The organism is Dyadobacter sp. CECT 9275 (genome assembly GCF_907164905.1).
Classification (GTDB): Bacteria; Bacteroidota; Bacteroidia; order Cytophagales; family Spirosomataceae; genus Dyadobacter; species Dyadobacter helix.
This window is the reverse complement of the sequence record NZ_CAJRAF010000001.1, coordinates 1591776-1615472: the sequence shown is the minus strand read 5'-3', so window position 1 is coordinate 1615472 and position 23697 is coordinate 1591776. Positions and strand designations below refer to the sequence as shown.

Sequence of the window (23697 nt, the reverse complement as noted above, 5' to 3'; positions counted from 1 at the left end):
TTTGATCCTAAATCCACCACGCATGAATACTCAACCTCATCCAAAATTTTTCGGTTTACTTCGAATACTCCTGCTTGCCAGCGCGCTTTTTATTTCGAATGCGCTTGCCTATGCGAACCAGTTCAATGAAATAAAAATTGAAAGACACCGGGCAATTCCCATGCGCGACGGGGTCATCCTTTACGCCGATCTGTACATGCCTGCGGCGCCTGGAAAGTATCCAACCATCATCACCAGGACACCCTACGGATCGCAGCGCGAAGGCGTTCACCACCAAACCATGACCAAGTTCGCACAGCGCGGTTATGTTGTGATTGTTCAGGATGTGCGTGGCCGTTACGAAAGCGATGGCAAATGGGAGCCTTTCAGGGATGAAGCCAATGACGGTTACGACACGATTGAATGGGCAGCGGCGCAGCCATTCTCGAACGGAAAGGTTGGTACACAGGGAGGAAGTTACCTGGGCCACAACCAATGGCAGGCCGCCAGCATGGCACCGCCGCACTTAACCGCTGCATTTCCGGCTTTGGCTTCCACCAACATTTATGCCAACTGGCTGACCATGGGAGGAGCCTACCGCCTGAGTTTCAACTACGGCTGGGGCGTGGCACGGATGCCCAACCGTATTATGCTTCCTCAGACCTGGCATACCGAAGCCTTTATGCCGGAAGAATTGAAATATGAAAATGTACTGATGCACCTGCCACTTAAAGATATGGATATGAGGGGAGCAGGTTCTGTGGTGCAGCATTACCGCGACTGGATCAAACATGAGAGTTATGACGATTACTGGAAATCCATTAGTGACGAAGAACGTTTTAACAAAATTAAGGTACCCGTATATACCTCAGGTGGCTGGTTTGACATCTTCGTGATGGGAACGATCAACGGATATGTGGGTATGAAAAACAAAGGTGCAACACCCGAGGCAAGAGCCAATGCACGGATGATCATAGGCCCGTGGGGACATGGTCCTTCTCAGTCATTTGGCGGAGTGGATTTCACTCCTGCCGCTTATGTTGAACAATTTGAGACGGAACTCGGCTTCTTTGATTATCACCTGAAAGGTATCAAAAACGGATTGGATAAGGAGAAACCTGTGAAACTTTTTTACATGGGTATCAACAAATGGCGCGGCGAGACCGACTGGCCCATTCCAGGAACAAAATATCAGGAGCTGTATCTGGGTGCAAAAGGTGCTGCCAATTCGGTACGCGGAGAAGGTACGTTATCTTTTACCAAACCAGAAAAAGCTGCAACAGACACATACCGTTACGACCCCGAAAACCCGGTACCCACCATGGGAGGAAACAACTGCTGCGGTACGCCTACATCTTCCGGCCCCCGTGACCAGCGCACGCTGGAACAACGCCAGGATGTATTGGTTTATACAAGTGAATTTCTCGAAAAACCGATCACCATAGCCGGTCCTGTAAAAATGAAACTCCATGCGGCAACAGATGGCCCGGATACCGACTGGATGATCAAGCTGGTGGATGTGTATCCGAATGGTTATGCCATGCCTGTTTCAGAAGGGATCATCAGGGCGAAATTCCGTGAGGGACTGGATAAGATGAAACTGCTCACACCCAATCAGGTTTATGAGTACGAAATTGAACTGACCGGAACAGCCAATGCATTTTTGCCGGGCCACCGCATACGGGTGGATATCACTTCCAGTAATTTCCCGCAGTTTGACAGAAATCCAAATACCGGCGAGCCTCTTGGAAGCAGTACCAAAACACGCATTGCACAGCAGACCGTCCATCATGGCGGGCCTAAGTTAAGCCGTATTATTTTACCTGTTGTTACCGACCTGTCCGGAAACTGACGGATGATAATCAAACAATGTAGAAGGTTTAATTCAGAAATAGCTTACCTATACCAAAGTTCATATTCATGCAGAATTAGGCTAACTTGCCGGAAGTTTCAGGTATAACTTCCGGCAAAAAACCTATCATCAGATTTTACATTATCCATTTGCCGCTTAATTGACTATTATTTTATGAAATTGAAAGTTTTCAGTCTGCTTACCTCTCTCTGTCTCATAGGTAGCCTGGCCGTTGTCAGGGCACAGACCATTTCCAAAGAAGAACTGATCTTCCTTACTTCAGAATGGAAAGGAGAACGTTTTCCTGACGGACGCCCCAGAGTATCGGACGACATGATCCGCCGCGTGAAAGAAATTGCCATTGAAGAAGCCTGGGTTGTCCTGCAGAATGAAGGTTACAACTGCCAGTTCGACGGAAACTGGAAAATGATTCATAATGATGTCCCCATTGCAGGGCGTGCACTTACCGCGCAGTTCATGCCCTCTCGTCCGGATATTGAAAAAAACATTAAAGAACGTGGCCAAAAAGCAGGCCGCATTGGCAACACCAATTCCTGGCCCATTGACCAGCTCTCCAAAGGTGATGTATATGTGGCGGATGGTTTCGGGAAGATTGCCCAGGGAACCCTTATCGGCGATAACCTTGGCAACTCTATTTTTGCAAAAACCGGAACCGGTGTCATTTTCGATGCCTCCTCCCGTGACCTGGAAGGTCTGTCCAAAATAGAAGGTTTCAATGCTTTTGTGAGAGACTGGGATCCTTCCTACCTGAAAGACGTCGTACTTACAGGACTGAACACACCCATCCGCATCGGCAGGGCCATCGTACTTCCCGGTGATGTGGTGCTCGCAAAAAGAGAGGGCGTGATTTTCATTCCCGCTCATTTGGTAGAAAAAGTGGTACTTACCGCCGAATTCATCGCTATCCGTGACAAATTTGGTATTCAGATGCTCAAAGAAGGGAAATATACTCCTGGCCAGATTGACAGCCAGTGGACCGACAAACTGAAAGAAGATTTCCTGAAATGGCTGGATAAAAATCCTAAGGAAATCCCCATGAAACGTTCGGAACTGGACGAATACATGAAAAAAAGAACCTGGTAATTTTCTGAAGGAAGATAGCAGTTTATTAAGTAAGGCAGCTTCTGTTCCTGCTTTTTCAGCAATAAAGCGGCCTTAATCTGCTATCTTTTTCTAAACACTGACAGACTGGTATCTGCCAAAAGTCATTGAAATAATAAACTATGCCCTTTTTAAAATTGTATAATAAAAATAAAAACATGAATATTTACAAGCTATTGTCAGGTATAGCGGCCGTTTGCCTCCTCATTGCACTCTACCTGGGTTTAACCGGCAGCCTTCCTCAGGCAGGGCCTTTTTTCATCCTGTTTTTCCTGGCGCTGGCCATCAGTTTTCGTGGTTTTGAAAAGCTCAAGGGCTTTACCTATACCACCATTATTTTTGCTGCCGTAACCACTGCCCTCTATTATCCCCAGTATTTTCAGCAGTTCAACGGTTTCAAACTGGCTGTGCTGATCACCCCCCTGATCCAGCTCATCATGTTCGGAATGGGAACTTCCATGAGTTTCCAGGATTTTGTAGGCGTTGTTAAAATGCCAAAAGGTGTATTGATCGGAGTGATAAGCCATTTTATTATTATGCCCAGTATCGGGTACACACTCGCCAATCTGAGTGGTTTTCCGCCTGAAATTGCAGCAGGAATAATCCTGATTGGCTGTTCTCCTAACGGTATGGCATCCAATGTGATATCCTATCTTGCCAAAGCAAACCTGGCACTTTCCATTACCATCACCGCCATTTCTACCATGCTTGCGCCTATTGTAACGCCGGTACTGATGAGCCTTCTGGCTGGTGCATTTGTCAAAATAGATACCCTCCACATGATGTGGGATATCGTAAAAATGGTCATCATACCTATCGGAGCAGGGCTGATATTCAATAAGTTATTCAGCGGAAAGGCCAAATGGCTGGACAACGCCATGCCGCTCGTATCCATGGGCGGAATTGCCTTCATTATCGTGATCATCACCGCTGCCGGCCGCGACAGCCTGCTGACCATCGGCCCCACTTTGTTGCTCCTCGTACTGATTCACAATCTCTCGGGCTATACACTGGGTTACTGGTCGGGACGGCTATTCAAAATGAGCGAGCGCGACTGCCGTACCATCGCTATTGAGGTGGGTATGCAAAATGGCGGACTTGCATCCGGTATCGCGAAAGAAATGGGAAAAATGGCTACGGTAGGTCTTGCCCCAGCCGTGTTCGGGCCGTTGATGAACATTACAGGCTCAATACTGGCATCCTGGTGGCAGGGGAAACCAACCGGTGATGAAGATACCTACGTAGAAACCGGACGAGCACATTAAAATTAAAAAACAACAGTATAACATAGCAAAATGGCTGCCACGGATGCGGGCAGCCATTTTTTTGTGCCAGTCGGCCCCCTATTCAAGAATCAGCTGCATGAAGACCAGGTCCAGCCACTGATCAAACTTGTAGGCCACTTCTTTCAGATAACCCTTTTCTACAAAACCATATTTTTTGTGAAATTCAATACTTCCCCTGTTGGCCGCATCTATCCCTCCTATCATCGTATGAAGGCCCTGCTCCCGTGCCCGCTGAATGAGACTGCCCAATAGCTTGCCTCCTACACCCATACCCCTGGACTTCTCGTCAAGATAAATAGAGTGCTCCACCGTGAACTGGTACCCTATTTTGGGGCGAAAGGTATTGTATGAACCATATCCCAGCACCTCCCCATCCTGATCGGCAACAATGATGGGCATACCGTTGTCCGTCACACGCTCAAACCACTCCGTTTGCTCCTCAAGCGTCCTGATCTCATAATCATAAATTGCGGTGGACGTGAGGATCGTTTGATTAACAATTTCTAAAATCGCGGGTAAATCCTTCTTTGTGGCGTTTCTTATTCTAAGATCCATTCTGGTAAACTTAGTATTTCGGTTAAATGAGTTATCGTTTAGATTAAAATATGAGTGTACAGTCCCAACGGTCGGGCATTTCGGTTAACTCGTATGCTTTTGTTTAATGTCCGGACCTGATACTTGTACCTTTCAAATTTATCGCATATTTATCAGACCGCCATATCGATATTTCGTCATCATGCAGGTACTTCCCGGCGGAAGGTTTTATTCGTCATATTTTTGACTTAGTTTTGTTAAAACTTTGGGGGTGTCCACTATGGTGGTCTGAGATTATACCCTTTGAACCTGATGCAGTTCATACTGACGAAGGGAAAAGTAGTGAGCCTCCTGAAGGGTTTACTTATATCTTTTTCTGCAAGGTCCATTCCCCAAGTTTCTCAAACGATAACCGGAATGGAGATAAAAATCAACCAAACACCCAGCGTAATTCCTGACACTTTTACCGTGCAGCAATTGCTGACAGAAATTTTCGAAACAAATCATCAGGGAATAGCGGTAGCCATCAATAACCAGGTGGTCAGCAAATCGCAGTGGGCCTTGCACCAACTGCAGCCTGATGATCAATTAATTATCATCAGAGCCACACAAGGCGGTTAGGATGAAGCTGATCGTCATATCGTCACCTGTGTATCTGCCCAATGAGGCTGGGTGCATTAACCTGCTTTTTGAAAACGGGATGGAATACCTGCATCTCAGAAAACCCGATGGGACCGCATCGGATCTGGACCGTCTGCTGCGTGGCATCTGCCCTGCCTTTTTATCCAAAATCGCCGTTCATCAACATTTTCCCGTAGCCCTGGAATATGGGATCAGGCGGCTGCATTTTCCCGAAAATTTACGGATGACAACGGATGAGAGCACGCTGATGCAAATGAAATCAGAAGGTTTTATCCTGAGTACTTCCATCCACAAATTGCTGGATACAAACATATTAACTTCTTTTGATTATACATTTTTCGGTCCGGTTTACAACAGTATTTCCAAACCGGGGTATCAGGGTATCCTTCCTCCCGGCTTCCGGCTCGATGCAGCGGAGAAAAAGTTACCGGTCATCGGACTGGGTGGAATTGATCAGTCCAATATTCGTAACATCAAAGAGATGAATTTTGACGGAGCAGCCGTGTCAGGTACCCTATGGAAAAATCCGGCAAAAGCTCCTCAGACTTTTATTCAACTTAACAATGTGCTAAACCAATAAACTTTGATCGGCAAACTTCATTTTATATCGAATCAGACGGCTGCTTTTACACACCTGGAAAGCATAGCCTCCGCGCTTGACGCGGGCTGCAGATGGATACAACTGCGCATTAAAAACGAGCCTGCGGAAATGATCCTGGAAAAAGCATCACTTGCTAAAAACCTCTGCGATTCATACGGTGCCAAACTGATCATCAACGATTATCCGGAAGTTGCCCGGGATACAGGCGCTTTTGGCGTACATCTCGGGCTTGAAGATCTGCCCATCCAAACGGCCAGGCAGATGGGCGGAAACATGATCATCGGTGGTACTGCCAATACGCTGCAGGATGTATTGCAAAGGGTGCAGGAGGGCGCAGACTACGTAGGACTTGGCCCTTACCGCTTTACTAATACCAAGCAAAACCTAAGTCCGGTACTGGGTGCTGACGGCTACAGAGCGATTCTTGAAACAATCCATCAAATGAACATCAGTATCCCAGTGATCGCGATCGGCGGTATTACGGATGAAGATATTACCGGCCTCCTGTCCGCGGGTGTACATGGCGTGGCCATGTCCGCTGCCATTACTCATTCCCCTGACCGCAAACAATTTGTTACACAACTTTATAAAACATTATGCTAAAAATCGCTGATAAGACTTTCCATTCAAGGCTTTTTACCGGAACGGGGAAATTCAGCTCCGGTGCCCTAATGGAGCAATCCCTGTTGTCCTCAGGGTCGGAACTGGTGACCGTTGCCTTGCGCAGAGTAGCTTCTGGCCGGCAGGATGACGAGATCCTCAGGTACCTGAAGCACGGTCACATCAACCTGCTGCCGAATACTTCGGGCGCAAGAAATGCCCGGGAGGCGATATTGGCAGCACAGCTGGCAAGAGAAGCAATGGAAACGCATTGGGTGAAGCTGGAAATCCACCCTGACCCCAAATACCTCATGCCCGATGCCATGGAAACCCTGCTGGCAACCGAACAGCTCGCAAAACTTGGCTTTGTTATTTTGCCCTATATACACGCTGACCCCGTTTTGTGCAAGCGCCTCGAAAGCGCCGGTGCGGCTGCCGTAATGCCCCTGGGGGCTCCCATCGGCAGTAATAAGGGTTTGAAAACAGCAGACTTTCTCGAAATCATTATTGAACAAAGTGCTGTTCCCGTGATTGTGGATGCAGGCATCGGATCACCTTCCGACGCAGCAAAAGCAATGGAAATGGGTGCAGATGCCGTACTGGTCAATACGGCCATAGCCGTAGCTTCCGACCCTGTCGGTATGGCCCATGCTTTCAGGCTGGGTGTGGAAGCAGGAAGACTGGCATTTGAGGCCGGACTGGCAGCCAAAGGAAATTCTGCGGCAGCAAGCAGCCCGTTAACGCTTTTTCTGGATGCGTAGTTTTCAAGAAGAGTTCCGGTCATACAACTGGAGCCACGTCCGGGAAAGTATCTACGACAAAACCGCAAAGGATGTTGAACGGTCGCTGGAAAATCCCCGGAGAACGATGGAGGATTTCAAAGCGCTGGTATCGCCTGCTGCTTTACCCTATCTGGAACATATGGCGCATATCAGCCAGAATCTAACGCAAAAGCGGTTTGGAAAAACAATTCAGATGTATATCCCGCTCTATCTTTCAAACGAGTGCACCAACATCTGTACCTATTGCGGGTTCAGTCTGGACAACAAAGTAAGGCGCAAGACCCTCTCGGAAAGCGAGATACTGCAGGAAGTGAAGGTGATCAAAAGCCTGGGATATGACCATGTTTTACTGGTGACCGGAGAAGCCAATCAGACCGTACATCTTGAGTATTTCAAAAAGGTACTGGAAATCATCAGGCCATATTTTTCCCAGATATCGATGGAAATCCAGCCTATGGACCAGCCGGAATATGAGCAGCTCATTGCCTCCGGTGCAAGTTCGATCCTGGTGTATCAGGAAACTTATCATGAGGAAGATTATAAAAAACACCACCCGAAAGGTAAAAAATCAAACTTTGGGTACCGCCTCGAAACGCCGGACCGTGCCGGGAAAGCGGGAATTCATAAAATTGGTCTGGGCGTTTTGATCGGTCTGGAGGATTGGCGAACCGACAGCTTTTTTACGGCTTTACACCTGAGATATCTGGAAAGAACCTATTGGCAGACCCGTTACAGCTTGTCATTTCCCAGGCTCAGGCCGTTCTCGGGTGGGCTCAGTCCAAAGGTAGAAATGTCGGATAAAGAACTTGTTCAGTTAATTTGTGCTTACCGGCTGCTGGATGAAGAAGTTGAGATCAGCTTGTCGACCAGAGAATCGGAAAAATTCAGAAACAACGTAATCGGTCTGGGCATCACGTCTATCAGCGCAGGCTCAAAAACAAATCCGGGAGGGTATGCCGTAGCGCCCGAGTCGCTGGAACAATTTGAAATCTCTGATGAAAGGAGTCCGGCTGAAATAGCACAGGTTATCAGATCCAGGGGATATGAGCCGGTCTGGAAAGATTGGGACAAGATTTTCCAGATTTGAACCCTGTTTTCGTTACAACTGTTCATGTTAAATAATAAAATCAGAATACCATTCTGCTGCTCAAGGTACCTATGACGCCATTTGAACCAACCGAAAGAAAACGATACAGCCGCCAGATTATCCTGCCTGAGATAGGCCTCCGTGGACAGGAAAAACTGAAAAATGCCCGGGTGCTCGTCATTGGTGCCGGAGGATTGGGCTGTCCGCTTTTACAATACCTTACCGCAGCAGGAATTGGAACGATCGGCATTGTAGATGACGATACAGTGGATATCAGCAACCTTCACCGGCAGATACTTTACGGCCCTGACGACGTCGGCAAAAGCAAGGCGCTCATTGCCCAGGAGAAACTGCTGGCGTTAAATCCTTATGTGAACATTGAAACTTTCCAGAAACGCCTGTCGGAAAACAATGCTACTGAGCTCATTGAGCGTTTTGACATAATCGTTGACGGTTCAGACAATTTCCCCACCCGGTACGCGGTGAACGATGCCTGTGTGGCTTTGGATAAACCGCTGGTTTTTGGTTCAATACTTCGGTTTGAAGGCCAGGTTTCGGTATTTAATTACCGTGGTGGGCCTACCTACCGCTGCCTTTTTCCTGACGCCGAAGAGGGTGACAGCTGTGCTGAGGCGGGAGTCATTGGTATCCTCCCGGGTATCATTGGTTCTTACATGGCCAACGAGGTCATCAAGATGGTGTGTGAGATAGGCCAGCCGCTATCCGGCAAGCTTCTTATTTTTAACGCCCTCAGCAATGAAACCCATACTTTCAGTTTTTCCCGAAATCCGGATACTGAGATTAGAAAAACAGCGATTTCAGCCCCAACCAGCGAGCAGCATACCGCTCAGCCAGGAGAGATCACTTTTGAGGAATTTGAAATCTCATTGCAAAATAATCCTGACAGCTTCCACTTGGTGGATGTAAGGGAGGAATATGAATTTGAAGAGGATTTTATTGGTGGTATTAACATTCCCCTCCCCGACCTGCCACAAAGTCTGTCACAAATGCCGGCAGACAAAACAATTGTTTTTTACTGCCGCACCGGTAAACGCAGCCAGATTGCCGCTACGCTTTTGCGGCAGGCCGGATTTGAAGGGAGGGGCCTCTGGATGAAGGCCTATAATTAAAAATCCTCCTGGATCAGTTCATGGTTGATAAACGCACCGGCCTTATTACCCGTTGCCACGGCGCCAGCCACAGACCGTACGGGATAGCAGTTGTCTCCTGCGGCATAGATACCCTCGACCGTCGTGCGCTGAAAATCGTCCACTTTTAATAATCCATTCTCTTCCTTTTCGCAGCCCAGGTGCTCTGGAATAGAACTTTTCTGTACGAAAGGATTTCTTGAATAAATTACCTCGGTATCCAATTCTCTTCCATCTTTAAACCTGACCCCGCTGACCTGTCCATGGGTATGCAAAACTTCAACTACCTCCGCCTCCTCTATTTTAACACCACGAGACAACAATTTCTCATGGTTTTCAACCGTCAGATTTGCGGGGCCGTTGGTGAGTAAGGTCAGGTCTTTTGTCCAATTAAAGACCATTCTCGCATAATCAAACCCCATGTCTCCGTTCGCGAGCACAGCGGTGGGTTTGCTATGTACTTCATAACCATGGCAGTAAGGGCAATGAATCACCGATATCCCCACACATGCCTGCATACCGGGGATATCTGGAATAATATCCCTGATACCCGTTGCAAACAGAATTTTCCGGGCTTGCCACACAGCCGTTCCCGTCGCCACTTCAAATATTCCAGACTGCGTTCTGACAACGGAAGTTACCTCCTGCCGTTGGAATTCCACGGTGGGGTATTTCAGAACCTGGGCCAGGCCAATGGTACTGATCGTCCCAGGCACTTCTCCGTCTCTTGTTAAAAAATTGTGCGAATGAGGTGCATTTTTATTACACGGATCACCTGCATCAAGGACCAGCACTTTTCTTAAAGAACGTCCCAGCGCCATTGCCGCAGATAACCCCGCATAACTTCCTCCAATAATAATTACGTCAAACTGAACCATACCTGTTTTTTAAAAATGCAACATTGATGCAAATAAAAGAATTCCCAAAAATACTTTTTTCTGCCGGTTTTTATCCATGCCCGAATCTTCTCCCGGCTAAAAATCCGTATTTTTACGGTTTACTATTTTTAGGCGATATGGTTTCTGATTTCGGAGCAATACTACTTTTTATCATTGCAGGGCTGGTGCTGATGGGTACCATGCTGGTGCTGGCCAAATGGCTGCGCCCTCATCGTCCGAACGAGGAAAAACTTACGACCTACGAATCCGGTGAAGATCCGCTGGGTAATGCCAATATCCAGTTCAACGTCAGATTTTATGTCGTTGCACTCATCTTTGTTTTGTTTGAAGTTGAACTGCTTTTCCTTTTTCCATGGTCGGTGGTATTCGGCAATGCTGACCTGATAGAACAGACCAATGGCCGCTGGGGCTGGTTTGCACTCGCCGAAATGACGGTTTTTGTTTTGATCCTGGTGATTGGGCTGGCTTATGCATGGGTGAAGGGGTATCTGGATTGGGTGCGCCCGCAACCCAGAATACCCCATATAGAGTCTCCAGTACCGATGGATATGTATCAGTCGGTGAATGAGAAGTACTCAAAGAAGTAGGCAGGTTAGGTGCGCAGGCAGCCGTGCCTGTCACATCCTGTGATGCATTCCCTTCCACATTCTGTAGTCATGTTTAGGGAAAGCGATCAGCCCGATCTGGAAATATAGCTGGTTGGGCTTAAAAGATGGCAGGTCAGATACCGTTACGTCATCCCCTTTCCACTTTTTGTTTGTGAGCAAAGGTAACTGATAAGATACCTTCGAACTGATATACAGTTTGTCAGTACATTTCCCGTTGATATTGATTTTGTAGTCAACCCCTATCCCACCGTGCAGGTTGATATTGCCGGTGTAGAATTTTGCCGACTGAAAAGATGACGGTGTGGTAACGACCTGCCCCAATGTTGCCGACTGGTTATTTTTGATCATCATCCGATACAGCATCAGATCATATCCGATGGGTATCAGCACGTTCCAATGTTTCGTACTGACCAGCTTGGGGCCAGCATCCATGCCAATACCAATTCCGCCAAAATAGCCCTTTACGTCATTTTTATTTTTGGTATAATTGGTACTGTTCATCAGGATCAGGCGCGCTTCGGAGAACCATCTCCTTGTTTCCAGACGTTTGGCCAGCACAATAGAAGCCATTACTGATTCAAATGGTTTGACATCCAGGCTCATCATTTTATCCCTTACTGCGTCAAAACTCTTGTTGGACAGTAGCCCGAACTCCCCATAGATGGCCATACCCGTCTGGTACTTTCTGGCGGTAGAATCTTCCTGGGCACTGGCAAAATGGGTTGATAACGCAAAAAAACAGACAATCAGCAGTATTTGGTTTTTCATATCGATTCATTTTTAAGTACTAATGCCTTAACGATGAACCCCAATTATTTGTTCTCACATCCAACGAGAATTCTTGTATTAAGAGTGCGTATACAAGCGAAACTTCCGGAATCCAGAAGTTTTGCTTGTAATGTAACAGGATTATTCCGGTCAGAGTTTCGGGAACAATATGATACCCAACTGGCCGTATAACTGATTAGGCTTGAAAGACGCCATGTCGTTAACCTGCACATTATCACCCCGCCACTGTCCCGTGGTGGTAATCGGCAACTGATAACTCAGCTTTCCGCTGATGTAAAATTTGTCCAGCTTTTTCTTCCAGAAATTGGTCTTGTAATCAACCGCTGCCCCAACAGAGGCATTGAGAGAACCGGTGTATAATTTAACGGCCTGATAAGCAGCAGGGGTATCAATCACCTTTGCGATACCTGCCGAATAGTTACTTTTGATTGTCATCCTGTAGGCCATCACATCTAATCCCACGGGTATGGAAACGTTCCATTGGCTGGTATTTACAATCTTGGGCCCGGTGATAAGCCCCAAGCCTATTCCCATGAGCGTGGCACGTTTGGTATCAATTTCATTTTTCATATTTCCATGATTCGTAAAAACCAGCCTGCTTTCAGTGATCCACCGTTTGGTTTCATAGCGTTTTGCCAGCACCAGAGATGTCATGGAGATGCTGAAAGGATCCACGTTCCTGGTTTTTAAGGTCTTCCGGATATTCGACAAGCTGTTATTGGTCAGAAAGCCCGTTTCAATATAAACCGCGAAACCCGTTTTGTACTCCTTCGCGGTGGAATCGGGCTGGGCCTGCAAAAACTGAAGAGATACCACTAATAATAACGCTGTAAAAATGATTCTGATTTTCATAAGATAAAATTTTATTTGAGGTACTGTTTGTATACCCCTCCGCAACCGCTTATGTTGCATTTGCCACAAGCCGGTCCGTTTGGTATACATAATATGTATACTTTTGTAATGCGGAAACTGTTGCAGCCCAACCGCCCTGAAATGCATAAAAAAGGGTTAAAAAACGATTAAAGCACTACAGGCAGGAAAAGCAGGCAGGCAGGAGGAAATGCTAACATTCTGACAGAGAAAGGATACCTTCCATTTTTGATTTATCGCCGAATTTTATTCAATCGTTTGAGGTTAAATAAAAATGGGTGACACTTAAGAGCAAAAGCTGATGACTGAAAGAATAAAAACCGGTGACGGCGGGATCATACTGACCAATGCCGAGGACCTGATGAACTGGGCCCGGCTGTCGTCTTTATGGCCTATGGGCTTTGGACTGGCCTGCTGCGCGATCGAGATGATGGCTACCTATGCCTCCAACTATGACCTGGAAAGGTTTGGTATTATGCCACGCCCTTCCCCGAGGCAGTCGGACGTGATGATCGTTGCAGGGACCGTAACCTTTAAAATGGCTGATCGTATCCGTAGACTTTACGAGCAGATGCCCGAGCCCCGATATGTGATTTCGATGGGAAGTTGCTCCAACTGCGGCGGCCCCTACTGGGAACACGGTTACCATGTGGTAAAAGGTGTTGACCGGATCATACCTGTGGATGTATACGTCCCCGGTTGCCCTCCGCGGCCGGAGGCTTTGATCGGAGGCTTTCTTAAACTCCAGGAAAAAATTAAAGCGAGCCATCCGCTAGCACCGGAAGTGTTTCTTGCCATGCAGGCGGAAGAAAAAACAGCCGTTCCATTTGCCTGACGATCGCCCAACTTGCCTTTTATTTAATCATTCCGGTATGACCTTTGTAGAAATAAATCAGATACTTGTTACACGTTTTCCCGATGCAATCACCGAAAGCCGGGACAATGCCATACAGCCCTTTATTGTTGTCAAAACCGAATCTCTGACAGATATCTGCAGGTATCTTCACGAGGATAGCCGTTTATATTTCGACTACCTGGCCTGCGTTACTGCCATCGACAACGGCCCGGGCCTGGCTACCATGGAAGTAATTTACAACCTCACCTCCATCCCCTATGGCCACGATTTGATGCTTAAGATCATTTTCCCGAGAAACCAGGACAAAGAGCCTTTACCGGTAGTTCCTTCGGTAAGCCACATCTGGCGTACCGCAGAATGGCACGAAAGAGAAGCTTTTGACCTGCTCGGTATTTACTTTGAAGGAAATAAAGACCTCCGCCGGATTTTACTGCCGGAAGACTGGGAAGGGCACCCGCTCCGAAAAGATTACAGCGCTCAGGAAAAATATCACGGTATATCCGTACGCTATGAAGATGGAAATGCACAGTAATTCAACGCCTGGCGGGAATTACTTTACGATAAAGCCTGTTGCTCCCGCCTCCTTGTTAAAAATGCAGGCAACGAAATTTGTTTGACAGGGAAAGCCTCACTATTTTTCGCTATAAATTCCCTGACAATTATGCAATTTCGCATCGCTTTTATACTGGCCATTTTTCTGATACCCTTGTCGTCTTACAGTCAGACTGACTCTTTGATCATTAAGGGACAAATACTGAATCTCAACGGAAGGCTCTATCGCCAGGCATCCGTGGTGACCTTTTCCAGGAACAACATTTTACAGCCACAGTCCGAACTTTCCAAACAAGCTCCGCTGCAGCCCGACGGTACTTTCAGGGTATCACTTCCTATCTTTTATCAGCAGGAAGAATTTTATCTGGACTATGGCGGAAAAGCTTTTACTACCTTTCTGGGCTCACCCGGAGAAATACAGATTACTTTCGACGGAGACTCACTCGCTACGGCGAAACGGTTGTTTTACTTTTCCGGCGTCAATGCGGATGCTAACAATCAGTACTATTCTTACCTGGAGAGCGAGAATAAATCTTTCACTTCCAACAAAACGCTGGGTGTGGATTTTTACAAAACATTCTGGGACAATTCTCCCGATGAGGCGCTCCGCGCAGCCGAACAGAGGGCTCAGCTCAGAAAGTCGGCCCTCACACAAGTATCCGCCAAAGCCATCCTGTCACCGGCCCTGAAAACCTGGGTGAGCTCCCTGGCCGAAGATGAAAAGCAGCAGAATATTTATGAATACGTACTGGCCAACCGGCTGGAACTGGGCACTAAAATCGCTGATAGCATCCAGCGGCTCAACAACCCGCCTTTAACCGCCCAGAGAGCAACCTGGCTGGCACGTTTCGGGTCCTATGCAGATGCCAAAGTAGAAGACAAAAAGAGCCTTTCGCCGGGAAGAAATAACTCGCTCCCGGTAAAAACAATGGCCGACCTTTTTTTGAACAATACCCCCAACCTTACGGAGGCGGAAAGAGAAAAACTGACGGATCTTAAAAAAAACGGTGCCGGGGAAAAATCGGATGTTGATTTCATGAGCCGTCTTTTCGGGCGCAACGAACCGGTGTTGAACCTGCTCTTCGACTTTGAACGGGAAAGCCGTGTTTACCGAGAATTGTTTGACAGCACAGCACTGGATTTTCTCAACGCCAGATATCTATCAAACAATTTCTATAAATTCAGTTACAACCAACAGATCGCACTCAATAAACATATCCAGACACGTCTGAAATTCCCGCAGTTGAAAAAATCACTGGCCGAACTGGTCAGCCTGGAAGTGAAGGACAGCAGTGATATCCGAAAGTTTGTTTCGTTTAAAGATGTGCGATCCTACCCTGTGGAGGTAATACCTGGCTACTGGATCAGTGCATCCAATGACAGAGGCAATACCTGGCTGAACGATGTTTTGCAAAAATACATTGGTAAAACGTTATACCTGGTAAAATGGAATCTGGAAGATGCCAAAAGCAGGGAAGATCTCGAGTACATGGCTGGTATACGCGCTCAGCTGCCCCCGTCGGTAGAAATTATTTATTTGCATCTTCAGGATGAACAGGAATTGATTTCCACGGATCTGGCCCGGCAATACATTGTCCGCCACAACCTGAAAGGAATACACATGTTCCTAAACTCCAATCAGGTAATGGACCTCATCTTCAGATTAAATCCAAGTGAACCAGCCACTTACGCTATCATAAAGCCTAATGGGAAATTCCACTCTAAAAATGCTCCCGCTCCGAATGCCCCGGAAAAGTTGATCCCCGCCATTCTAAACGCTGAAAAATAAAACCCGGATCGGGCTAGGATAGTCTGTATGCTGGTACGATATTAAAAGTAAGTAATCTTACGTTAACTGATATTCGTACATTTAATAGACCGATTACATTGCCTGTCCGGCCCCATGTATAAATTTTTGATGTTTCTATTGTTGCTGAGTATATCTGCGGCTGCACAAAATCAGGATACGATCCCGAAAAGTGTGGCTAACAGAGACAGTATCCGGTATACCAATCTGAAACTGAGGATGTCGAAAACAAAATTTTCGAAGGCCATTTACCGTCTGCTTTTCAGAGACGTCTACAATCAGGGACAGGTGAAGGAGGTGAAGGAAATTGAAACCAATCCCTTTACAGAATATGAAGGGATGATTATCAAGAATATCATCGTAAAACAGCTGAATATCCTGGGTCAGTCTGTATATGACACTGCCCGAACGGGAAATCAACTAGAGCGCTTTCTGAGTAAAAATTTACATACCAATACCCGCGAGGGCATCATCAGGCGATCGTTCCTGTTATTTTCGGAAGGGGACGAGATCAAGGCGCAGGTACTCAAGGACAATGAGCGGCTGCTGCGTTCCAACAAGCTGGTGGTGGATGCCCGTATTGTTGTGATCCCAAGAAAAGATATCACCTGGATGGCCGACGTAATGGTAATCATACAGGATGCCTGGTCGCTTAATATTTCGGGCGGTTTTAATACCTTTAATAAATTTAATGTGGGGGTCGAAAATATTAACGTACAGGGAACCACCCACTCCCAGCTTACGGCGGTCAGGTGGGACGGCAAAGACACCCTTCAGAAATTCCAGTTCAGGACCATCTACACAATCCCCTACATCGGAAAAACCTTTATAACCGGCCAGGCCAATTTTATTTATGAAAGGGATTTGAAGGAGCAGTCGGTACGTTTTTTCAGGCCTTTCCTTACCAATGAAACCAAGTATGCCGGTGCTTTAGAAGCAGGACATACCCGGTTGCGGCAGTACAAGAGGAAAATTAATGATACCGAGGTTGAAATACGTTTCCCCACTTCTTTCTTTTATTACGACTCATGGCTGGGCAGGGCTTTCAAATTTCCGTTTGAAAGCAAGATCTTTACCAAAAACTCCCGGTTGGTGGTGGCTTTGCGTCATAATAAATATGTATTCCACGACCGTCCGGAGGTGGGACCCAATCTCAACAAAATTTACTGGAACAGAAGTGCTACCCTCCTGAGCCTAGGCTTTTCCAACCGTAACTACAAAAGGGATGTACTGATCTATGGCTTCGGACGGACAGAGGACGTCCCTGTAGGAAACCTGTTATCTGTAACTGGTGGACAGGAAAGTACGCAGTTCGGAGAGAGGGGTTATGGCGGCGTTCAGTTTGCTAAAGGGCTTTACCTCCCCCGCAATATGGGGTATTCCTATCTGTTGCTGAACTTCGGGAGTTATTTCAAAAGCAGTAAAATGCAGCAGGGTGTTTACAACGGCCAACTCAACTACATCAGCAATCTGATCCCTTTCAGGTACAGCTTTTTCAGGCAGTTTGTTACCCTTAAATATACCTACGGCGTCAACCGCGACTCACTGGATTACCTCAACATCAGCAGGGAGCAGGGAATCAGGGGAATCAGCAGCGACCGCCTCATTGGTACTAAAAGGCTTACCCTTGGCATGGAAACCGTTTTCTTCTCCGATAAAAGCCTTCTCGGATTCCGTATTGCCTATTTTGTGTTCGCTGACTTCGGCCTGGTCAATAGTGTCAAATCACTGCTCCATGGCCCGGTGTATCAGGGATATGGCCTTGGCTTACGGTTAAGGAATGAAAATCTTACTTTTAATACCATCCAGCTCAGGGTGGGTTACTACCCGAATATCCCCGGGAACACCTCCGTCTTCCGGTTTGGTGCAGATGGCAATATTCCCCTCAGGCTACGCGATTTTGACATCTCCGCTCCCTCCATCGTCCCCCTGCAATGATGCATTTACCATTTTCCGCCTTTATTTTTCCCAGAATCTTTTCCTTTTAAGAGGGCATTCACCAGCACCTTAAAGGACAATGAAGAAATTAAATTTTATATTAAAATCAGAAAAGGGGTATTCTTTTTCAGATATGTGAATTAACTTTGTGGAATTTTTGGACGTACCCCTAAAAAAGCCGACTCATACCGGCAGGGAATCTGTTCCTCAAAGAAAAAAAATCCATATTTCTTCTAACTTTTAATTACTGTGCCCAAAAATCCGAATATCAAGTCCGTTCTAATTATCGGTTCAGGTCCAATTATTATAGGTCAGGCGTGCGAGTTTGACTACGCAGGTTCTCAGGCAGCCCGTTCGCTACGCGAAGAAGGTATTGAGGTTGTACTCATCAATTCCAACCCCGCAACGATCATGACTGACCCCATCAGTGCTGATCATGTTTATCTGCTTCCTCTCGAAAAAAAATCCATTGTAGAAATTCTCGAAAAACACGAAGCGCTGGGAAGGCCCATCGACGCTGTGTTACCAACAATGGGTGGACAAACGGCCCTGAATCTTGCCATTGATTGTGATAAAGCAGGTATCTGGAAAAAATACAATATTGAGATTATCGGAGTCGACATCAAGGCCATAGAAACCACCGAAGACAGGGAGAAATTCCGTCTGAAAATGCTTGAACTTGGGGTGAATGTCTGTAAGGGTCGTACTGCCAGATCATTTTTGGAAGGTAAAGAAATTGCCCAGGAAATTGGTTTTCCCCTGGTAATACGCCCTTCCTATACCCTGGGAGGTACAGGTGGCGGTTTTGTGCAAAAAGAAGAGGATTTCGACAAAGCACTTAATAACGGCTTGCACGCATCTCCGGTTCATGAGGTACTGGTGGAGCAAAGCGCGATGGGCTGGAAAGAATATGAGCTCGAGTTGCTCCGCGATGGCCTTGGTAACTTTATCATCATCTGCTCCATCGAGAATTTTGACCCGATGGGCGTGCATACCGGAGACAGCATTACCGTGGCCCCAGCCATGACACTGCCCGACACCCTGTACCAGCAAATGCGTGATCTTTCGATCAAAATGATGAACGGGATCGGAAAATTTGCAGGCGGTTGTAATGTTCAGTTCTCGGTAAACCCGGCAGACGACCAGATCATTGCCATCGAAATAAACCCGCGGGTATCCCGGTCGTCCGCACTGGCGTCCAAAGCAACGGGTTATCCAATTGCAAAAATTGCTGCAAAAATGGCAATCGGATATCACCTGGATGAACTCATTAACCCGATCACAGGAAGTACTTCTGCTTTCTTCGAGCCATCTATCGACTATGTGATCGTTAAAGTACCTCGCTGGAATTTCGATAAATTCAAGGGCGCCGACCGTTCACTGGGCCTTCAGATGAAATCAGTCGGAGAGGCCATGGGTATCGGAAGAAACTTCCAGGAAGCACTTCAGAAAGCTTGCCAGTCGCTGGAAATACGCCGCAACGGACTAGGTGCCGATGGCCGCGAACTCCGCGACCAGGAAGCGATCAAACACAGTCTTCAGCACCCGAGCTGGGATCGCCTTTTCCATATATACGATGCATTCAAAATCGGCCTTTCGTTCAAGACCATCCAGAACCTTACCAAGATCGATGCCTGGTTCCTCCGCCAGATTGAAGAACTGATAGAACTGGAACATCAGATCGAAAAATACGACCTGAGTGATCTTCCCAAAGAACTGCTTCTGACAGCGAAACAAAAAGGATATGCAGACCGTCAGATCGCGCATCTGCTCGGAACCAAGGAAAGTAAGGTTTACGATAAAAGAAAGGAAATGGGCATCAAACGTGTTTACAAATGCGTAGATACCTGTGCGGCGGAATTTGAGGCAAAAACACCTTATTACTACTCTACTTTTAATTCTTCCCAGGATACGCCGGATAACGAGTCTGTTGTTTCCGATCGCAAGAAAGTAATTGTGCTGGGCTCGGGTCCTAACCGCATTGGCCAGGGTATTGAATTTGACTACTCCTGTGTTCATGGTGTGCTTGCAGCCAAAGAGTCGGGCTATGAAACCATTATGATCAACTGCAATCCGGAAACGGTATCTACGGATCCGGACATTTCGGATAAGTTATACTTTGAACCGGTTTTCTGGGAGCACGTTTTTGATATCATCGAACACGAAAAACCGGAAGGAGTCATCGTTCAGCTGGGCGGACAAACTGCCCTGAAAATGGCAGAAAAACTGGACAAGTATGGTATCAAAATCATCGGTACCAGTTACCATTCTCTTGACTGGGCCGAGGATCGCGGGCGTTTTTCTCCCCTACTTGAAGAACTGGGTATACCTTATCCCAAATTTGGGACCGTCCGTACCTCCGACGCAGCTGTGGAATTATCCCGTACGCTGGGCTTCCCATTGCTGGTAAGGCCGAGTTATGTACTGGGTGGCCAGAATATGAAAATTGTTATCAACGAAAAAGAACTGGAACAGCATGTAGTGAAAATCCTCCATGATATTCCGGATAACAATATCCTGCTGGATCACTTTCTGGAAGGTGCCCTGGAAGCGGAGGCTGATGCCATCTGCGACGGAGAAGATTCATACATCATCGGGATCATGGAGCACATTGAGCCTGCAGGTATCCACTCCGGGGACTCACATGCCGCACTTCCGCACTTTGACCTGACAGACGATGAAGTACGTCAGATTGAAGACCATACCAAAAAAATAGCCAAGGCCATGAGCGTGAAAGGGCTCATTAACGTACAGTTTGCGATTAAAAACGGGGTGGTGTATGTGATAGAAGCCAATCCGCGTGCTTCGCGCACGGTACCTTTTATCTGTAAGGCATACCAGGAACCTTATGTGAACTACGCTACCAAACTGATGCTTGGCGCCAAGAAGGTTTCTGATTTTGATTTCAAACCGGTAAAAAAAGGATGGGCTATAAAAATCCCTGTTTTCTCCTTCAATAAATTCCCGAATGTGAACAAGGAATTAGGGCCTGAAATGAAGTCGACCGGTGAGGCCATTTACTTTATAGATGACCTGCAGGATGATTTCTTCCAGAAAATATACAGTGAAAGAAACCTTTATCTGAGCCGTTAAGGAAGATAAAATGCCGAATATTTAAAATGAGCCAGGTCGTGAAAAGCCTGGCTCATTTTTCTATTGCCGCGTCACAAAGCCTGTAACGCTGTTCCCATATTGAGAAGTTACAAGGACTGTGCGGCCAGTATTTTTTCAATTTCTTTCCGGGAAGCGCCGCCTGTCTTCCTCCATACCACTTCATTGTTTTTATAGAGTATCAAAGTGGGAAGCCCTGTAATTCCCAGCTCTTTGGTGAGCTGTTTGTTTTCATAGGCCTCAACATGAATTACCTTTAAAACATTAGCCTGCTCTGTTTTAAGCGAATCAATAGTGGGGCAAGTCTTTTACAGGAGCCGCAATATCTTGAACCAAAATCAACCAGTACCAGCTTGTCGCTGTTCAATGAAGCAGCATAGTCAGACAGCGAGAGGCCTTTGCCCACAGTGGAAACAACCGGCTTGCCCAAGCCGATCCATTTACTCAAACCTCCCGGTATCTCCGTTACATCCGTGAAACCATTCTCCCGGAGTTCCTTAGCCAGCACACCGCTTCTTCCATTGCCGATAGAATAAATAAATACCGGCTTATCCTTGTTGAGTCTGGCGGTTTCCCTGGCAAAATCATCCTTTTGGGTTACACTGAAACTCACTGCCCCTTCCAGGTGATTCTGAACATACTCCTCCGGCAAACGTGCGTCGAGTATCTGGGCATCTTTTCCCGCGGCTTGCAACTTTGCCTCAAATGCTTCAAAAGTAAGCAACTGGCTTTTCTCACGGTTTTGGGCAAACCCGGTATTCTGAAGCACAAGCATCAGCAATAAAAATCCGAACGGTTGTAATTTTTTCATCTTTACCATTTTAATTGCCAGAAATTGGTTTTAAAAGAATCATCAGAACCGGATCAAGCCTGTTGCGCAATTTCCGGCGAAAGAATAATGGGCTCACGGACAACCACCGGCACTTCGTCTCCTACCATAGGACCGTTCGCAGACAGCTCACTGCCTTCCTTTTTTGATTTGAATATCGGCCATAGGAACTGCGCATACCACTCCTCTTCCTGGTAATGTTTGATACCGTACGACGCAGGGTATTTCCGGGTGATGATGCCGGTACCAAAAATGATGTCCCACAGGAAAAACATATTTCCAAAATTGCCTTTGTAGTATCCCACACCGTCATCCGAAGTATCCGCATGATGCGCATGATGCGTGGCAGGAGTAGAAATAAATCTTTCCAATACCCAGCCAATGGGGTTGAGCCATTTAATTTCATAAAAAGGCTTATCCCAGGGAATGCTGGAATGTGCACCTGTGGTAATGAGTGACTTGATCAATTTCACAAACAAAGCTGCATATCCCAGGCCTGCATACGTAAGCGCGGCCGTAAGACAGGTTTATGAAAAACGCTTTAAGCTATACGCAACCTCCTGACAGGTTACCTCAAACCACACGTTACAGAAATATTCCCGAGGCAGCGTGCCGGCAAGTCCAGAATCGCCAACCACCGATGATTAGGATATTCCGACAAACTACCTACCGGGAATATATCCGTACAGTGCAGTAATCAAATCAATTTTGGGGAATCAGAATATCAGCAACAATGCATCATTACACGGATGACGTCGCTGTAAACCACCTGGCTTTGCCGGGAACAAATTCGTAAATAAAGTAAATTAACCATTTTCAAATGATCCATGGGTTAATACCTCACTCCGGGTGGTTCGAAGGTTAGTCTATAAAATATATAGACAAAGTAAATTTGTTAATTTTACAATTGCAAGCATTTTCAATAATTTTCTTTTTTATCTCGTCGCCGGGATGGGCCTGGATACATGCCTCTATGGTACATCACAGACAAAAGCCACGTTATGGTAAGAGGTCCGGAACTTTTCGTAGATACAAAAAAAAGGAATAATACAAAAAATTATAAAATAGTGAAGATTAAACAAAACAATTAAACAAACATTTAAAAATTTAATTTAAATGTTTTGGTATTATAAAATCTATTCCACAACTTTGGATCGTAATTACAAAGTGAAAAACTCAAAATGAAGTGTATTTCCAAAACCAGTGAAGATAAAATCCGGGAGGCAGCCAAGCAGGTTTTTCTGAAAAAGGGTTTTGACGGTACCACTTCAAGAGATATTGCGGATGCTGCTGATACTAATATTGCGCTTACCAACTATTATTTCAGGAGTAAAGAAAAGTTGTTCCTTGAGATATTCAGGGATATGATCGAATTGTACTTTCAGGAAACCATAGACATTTTTAACAAGTCTATCAGCCTGAAAGAAAAGATTATAGAAGTGGTGAATCATCAGTTTGACATGATGAAACGTGAACCGGACCTGGTTATTTTTGTCATGAGTGAAGTGCACAAGGAGCCACGCCGGTTGCTGCCGCTTCATAAAATGCGACGGATCAAGGCCACGAAGTTCAATGATCAGCTCACTGAAATGGTGAAGGAAGGTACGTTGCGTCCCATTGAAATAGATTCGATCCTGCCATTGATCACTTGTGGAATTCAGTTTGTTTTCCTGGGTAAAAACATACACCAGGAAGTGTTTGAGAAAAGCGAAGAGCAATTCATGGTCTTTGCCGAAGAATTTAAAAATACGGTACTGGATATGGTACTGAGTTACCTGTTCTGGAAAAAGTAATTTTTTTTGCCC

20 protein-coding genes, 2 pseudogenes and 1 riboswitch are annotated in these 23697 nt (G+C 46.3%); of the genes and pseudogenes, 16 read left to right on the top strand and 6 right to left on the bottom strand.

The genetic code is table 11. The features are described from left to right. The first annotated feature begins 22 nt into the window (after nucleotides 1-22). The 3 genes from KOE27_RS06615 to KOE27_RS06605 all read left to right on the top strand — a co-directional run bounded on the left by KOE27_RS06615 (nucleotide 23) and on the right by KOE27_RS06605 (nucleotide 4218). Nucleotides 23-1831 carry a CocE/NonD family hydrolase gene (locus KOE27_RS06615; RefSeq protein WP_215238023.1) on the top strand — a complete coding sequence of 603 codons (1809 nt, stop codon included), beginning with the start codon at nucleotides 23-25 and terminating at the stop codon, nucleotides 1829-1831. Nucleotides 1832-2005: 174 nt separating this feature from the next. Continuing rightward, on the top strand, nucleotides 2006-2935 hold the full coding sequence (locus tag KOE27_RS06610) for an RraA family protein (protein ID WP_215238022.1): 930 nt from the start codon (nucleotides 2006-2008) through the stop codon (nucleotides 2933-2935). Between the two features lie 176 nt (nucleotides 2936-3111). After that, nucleotides 3112-4218, top strand: a complete 1107-nt coding sequence (locus tag KOE27_RS06605; protein WP_215238021.1) for a bile acid:sodium symporter family protein — start codon at nucleotides 3112-3114, stop codon at nucleotides 4216-4218. 78 nt (nucleotides 4219-4296) lie between these two features. Here KOE27_RS06605 and KOE27_RS06600 read toward each other — a convergent pair whose 3' ends face one another. Further along, on the bottom strand, nucleotides 4297-4794 hold the full coding sequence (locus KOE27_RS06600) for a GNAT family N-acetyltransferase (RefSeq protein ID WP_215238020.1): 498 nt from the start codon (nucleotides 4792-4794) through the stop codon (nucleotides 4297-4299). Between the two features lie 236 nt (nucleotides 4795-5030). Continuing rightward, a riboswitch (TPP riboswitch) is annotated at nucleotides 5031-5126 on the top strand. Between the two features lie 64 nt (nucleotides 5127-5190). On the opposite strand from KOE27_RS06600, the gene thiS reads away from it, so the two are divergent. The 6 genes from thiS to moeB all read left to right on the top strand — a co-directional run bounded on the left by thiS (nucleotide 5191) and on the right by moeB (nucleotide 9615). Then, on the top strand, nucleotides 5191-5394 hold the full coding sequence (gene thiS, locus KOE27_RS06595; RefSeq protein WP_215238019.1) for a sulfur carrier protein ThiS: 204 nt from the start codon (nucleotides 5191-5193) through the stop codon (nucleotides 5392-5394). A gap of 1 nt (nucleotide 5395) precedes the next feature. Further along, entirely contained in the window at nucleotides 5396-5995 is a 600-nt protein-coding gene (locus KOE27_RS06590) for a thiamine phosphate synthase (protein ID WP_215238018.1), read from the top strand. Between the two features lie 3 nt (nucleotides 5996-5998). Further along, nucleotides 5999-6619, top strand: a complete 621-nt coding sequence (locus KOE27_RS06585; protein ID WP_229252667.1) for a thiamine phosphate synthase — start codon at nucleotides 5999-6001, stop codon at nucleotides 6617-6619. Next, nucleotides 6613-7377: a thiazole synthase gene (locus KOE27_RS06580; RefSeq protein WP_215238017.1), complete on the top strand. Its 765-nt coding sequence runs from the start codon at nucleotides 6613-6615 to the stop codon at nucleotides 7375-7377. Before KOE27_RS06585 ends, KOE27_RS06580 begins: the two co-directional genes overlap by 7 nt. Beyond that, a complete protein-coding gene (gene thiH / locus KOE27_RS06575) occupies nucleotides 7370-8485 on the top strand; it encodes a 2-iminoacetate synthase ThiH (protein ID WP_215238016.1) in 1116 nt (371 codons plus the stop codon). The genes KOE27_RS06580 and thiH overlap by 8 nt, the downstream gene beginning before the upstream one ends. A 71-nt stretch (nucleotides 8486-8556) precedes the next feature. Then, nucleotides 8557-9615, top strand: a complete 1059-nt coding sequence (gene moeB, locus KOE27_RS06570; protein ID WP_215238015.1) for a HesA/MoeB/ThiF family protein — start codon at nucleotides 8557-8559, stop codon at nucleotides 9613-9615. Here the strand turns inward: moeB and KOE27_RS06565 are convergent. Next, entirely contained in the window at nucleotides 9612-10511 is a 900-nt protein-coding gene (locus KOE27_RS06565) for an NAD(P)/FAD-dependent oxidoreductase (protein WP_215238014.1), read from the bottom strand. The genes moeB and KOE27_RS06565 overlap by 4 nt on opposite strands. 137 nt (nucleotides 10512-10648) lie before the next feature. On the opposite strand from KOE27_RS06565, the gene KOE27_RS06560 reads away from it, so the two are divergent. After that, nucleotides 10649-11119 (top strand): NADH-quinone oxidoreductase subunit A, encoded by a 471-nt coding sequence (locus KOE27_RS06560; protein ID WP_215238402.1) that lies wholly within the window; start codon nucleotides 10649-10651, stop codon nucleotides 11117-11119. Between the two features lie 30 nt (nucleotides 11120-11149). Here the strand turns inward: KOE27_RS06560 and KOE27_RS06555 are convergent, their stop codons facing one another. Both KOE27_RS06555 and KOE27_RS06550 read right to left on the bottom strand, forming a co-directional pair. After that, nucleotides 11150-11908 carry a hypothetical protein gene (locus KOE27_RS06555; RefSeq protein WP_215238013.1) on the bottom strand — a complete coding sequence of 253 codons (759 nt, stop codon included), beginning with the start codon at nucleotides 11906-11908 and terminating at the stop codon, nucleotides 11150-11152. Nucleotides 11909-12058: 150 nt separating this feature from the next. Beyond that, entirely contained in the window at nucleotides 12059-12781 is a 723-nt protein-coding gene (locus tag KOE27_RS06550) for a hypothetical protein (protein ID WP_215238012.1), read from the bottom strand. A gap of 319 nt (nucleotides 12782-13100) precedes the next feature. Between KOE27_RS06550 and nuoB the strand changes: the two genes are divergently transcribed. From nuoB to carB, 5 genes are all read left to right on the top strand, one after another. Next, the gene (gene nuoB / locus KOE27_RS06545; protein WP_215238011.1) at nucleotides 13101-13634 is read left to right on the top strand and encodes an NADH-quinone oxidoreductase subunit NuoB; all 534 of its coding nucleotides are present in this window, start codon (nucleotides 13101-13103) and stop codon (nucleotides 13632-13634) included. A gap of 37 nt (nucleotides 13635-13671) precedes the next feature. Beyond that, nucleotides 13672-14187: an NADH-quinone oxidoreductase subunit C gene (locus tag KOE27_RS06540; RefSeq protein WP_215238010.1), complete on the top strand. Its 516-nt coding sequence runs from the start codon at nucleotides 13672-13674 to the stop codon at nucleotides 14185-14187. 129 nt (nucleotides 14188-14316) lie between these two features. Then, nucleotides 14317-15996: a hypothetical protein gene (locus KOE27_RS06535; RefSeq protein WP_215238009.1), complete on the top strand. Its 1680-nt coding sequence runs from the start codon at nucleotides 14317-14319 to the stop codon at nucleotides 15994-15996. 114 nt (nucleotides 15997-16110) lie between these two features. Beyond that, complete coding sequence (locus KOE27_RS06530) at nucleotides 16111-17952, top strand: hypothetical protein (RefSeq protein WP_215238008.1); 1842 nt, start codon at nucleotides 16111-16113, stop codon at nucleotides 17950-17952. Between the two features lie 249 nt (nucleotides 17953-18201). Continuing rightward, nucleotides 18202-21045, top strand: a complete 2844-nt coding sequence (gene carB, locus KOE27_RS06525; protein ID WP_215238007.1) for a carbamoyl-phosphate synthase large subunit — start codon at nucleotides 18202-18204, stop codon at nucleotides 21043-21045. Between the two features lie 107 nt (nucleotides 21046-21152). Here carB and KOE27_RS06520 read toward each other — a convergent pair. Together KOE27_RS06520 and KOE27_RS06515 are read right to left on the bottom strand one after the other, a co-directional pair. Next, nucleotides 21153-21838: pseudogene (locus tag KOE27_RS06520) on the bottom strand (thioredoxin domain-containing protein). An 89-nt stretch (nucleotides 21839-21927) separates the two neighbouring features. Beyond that, nucleotides 21928-22389, bottom strand: a pseudogene (locus KOE27_RS06515) (sterol desaturase family protein); the annotation flags it as partial. 684 nt (nucleotides 22390-23073) lie between these two features. Here KOE27_RS06515 and KOE27_RS06510 point away from each other — a divergent pair. Then, complete coding sequence (locus KOE27_RS06510; protein ID WP_215238006.1) at nucleotides 23074-23685, top strand: TetR/AcrR family transcriptional regulator; 612 nt, start codon at nucleotides 23074-23076, stop codon at nucleotides 23683-23685. Nucleotides 23686-23697: the final 12 nt, after the last annotated feature.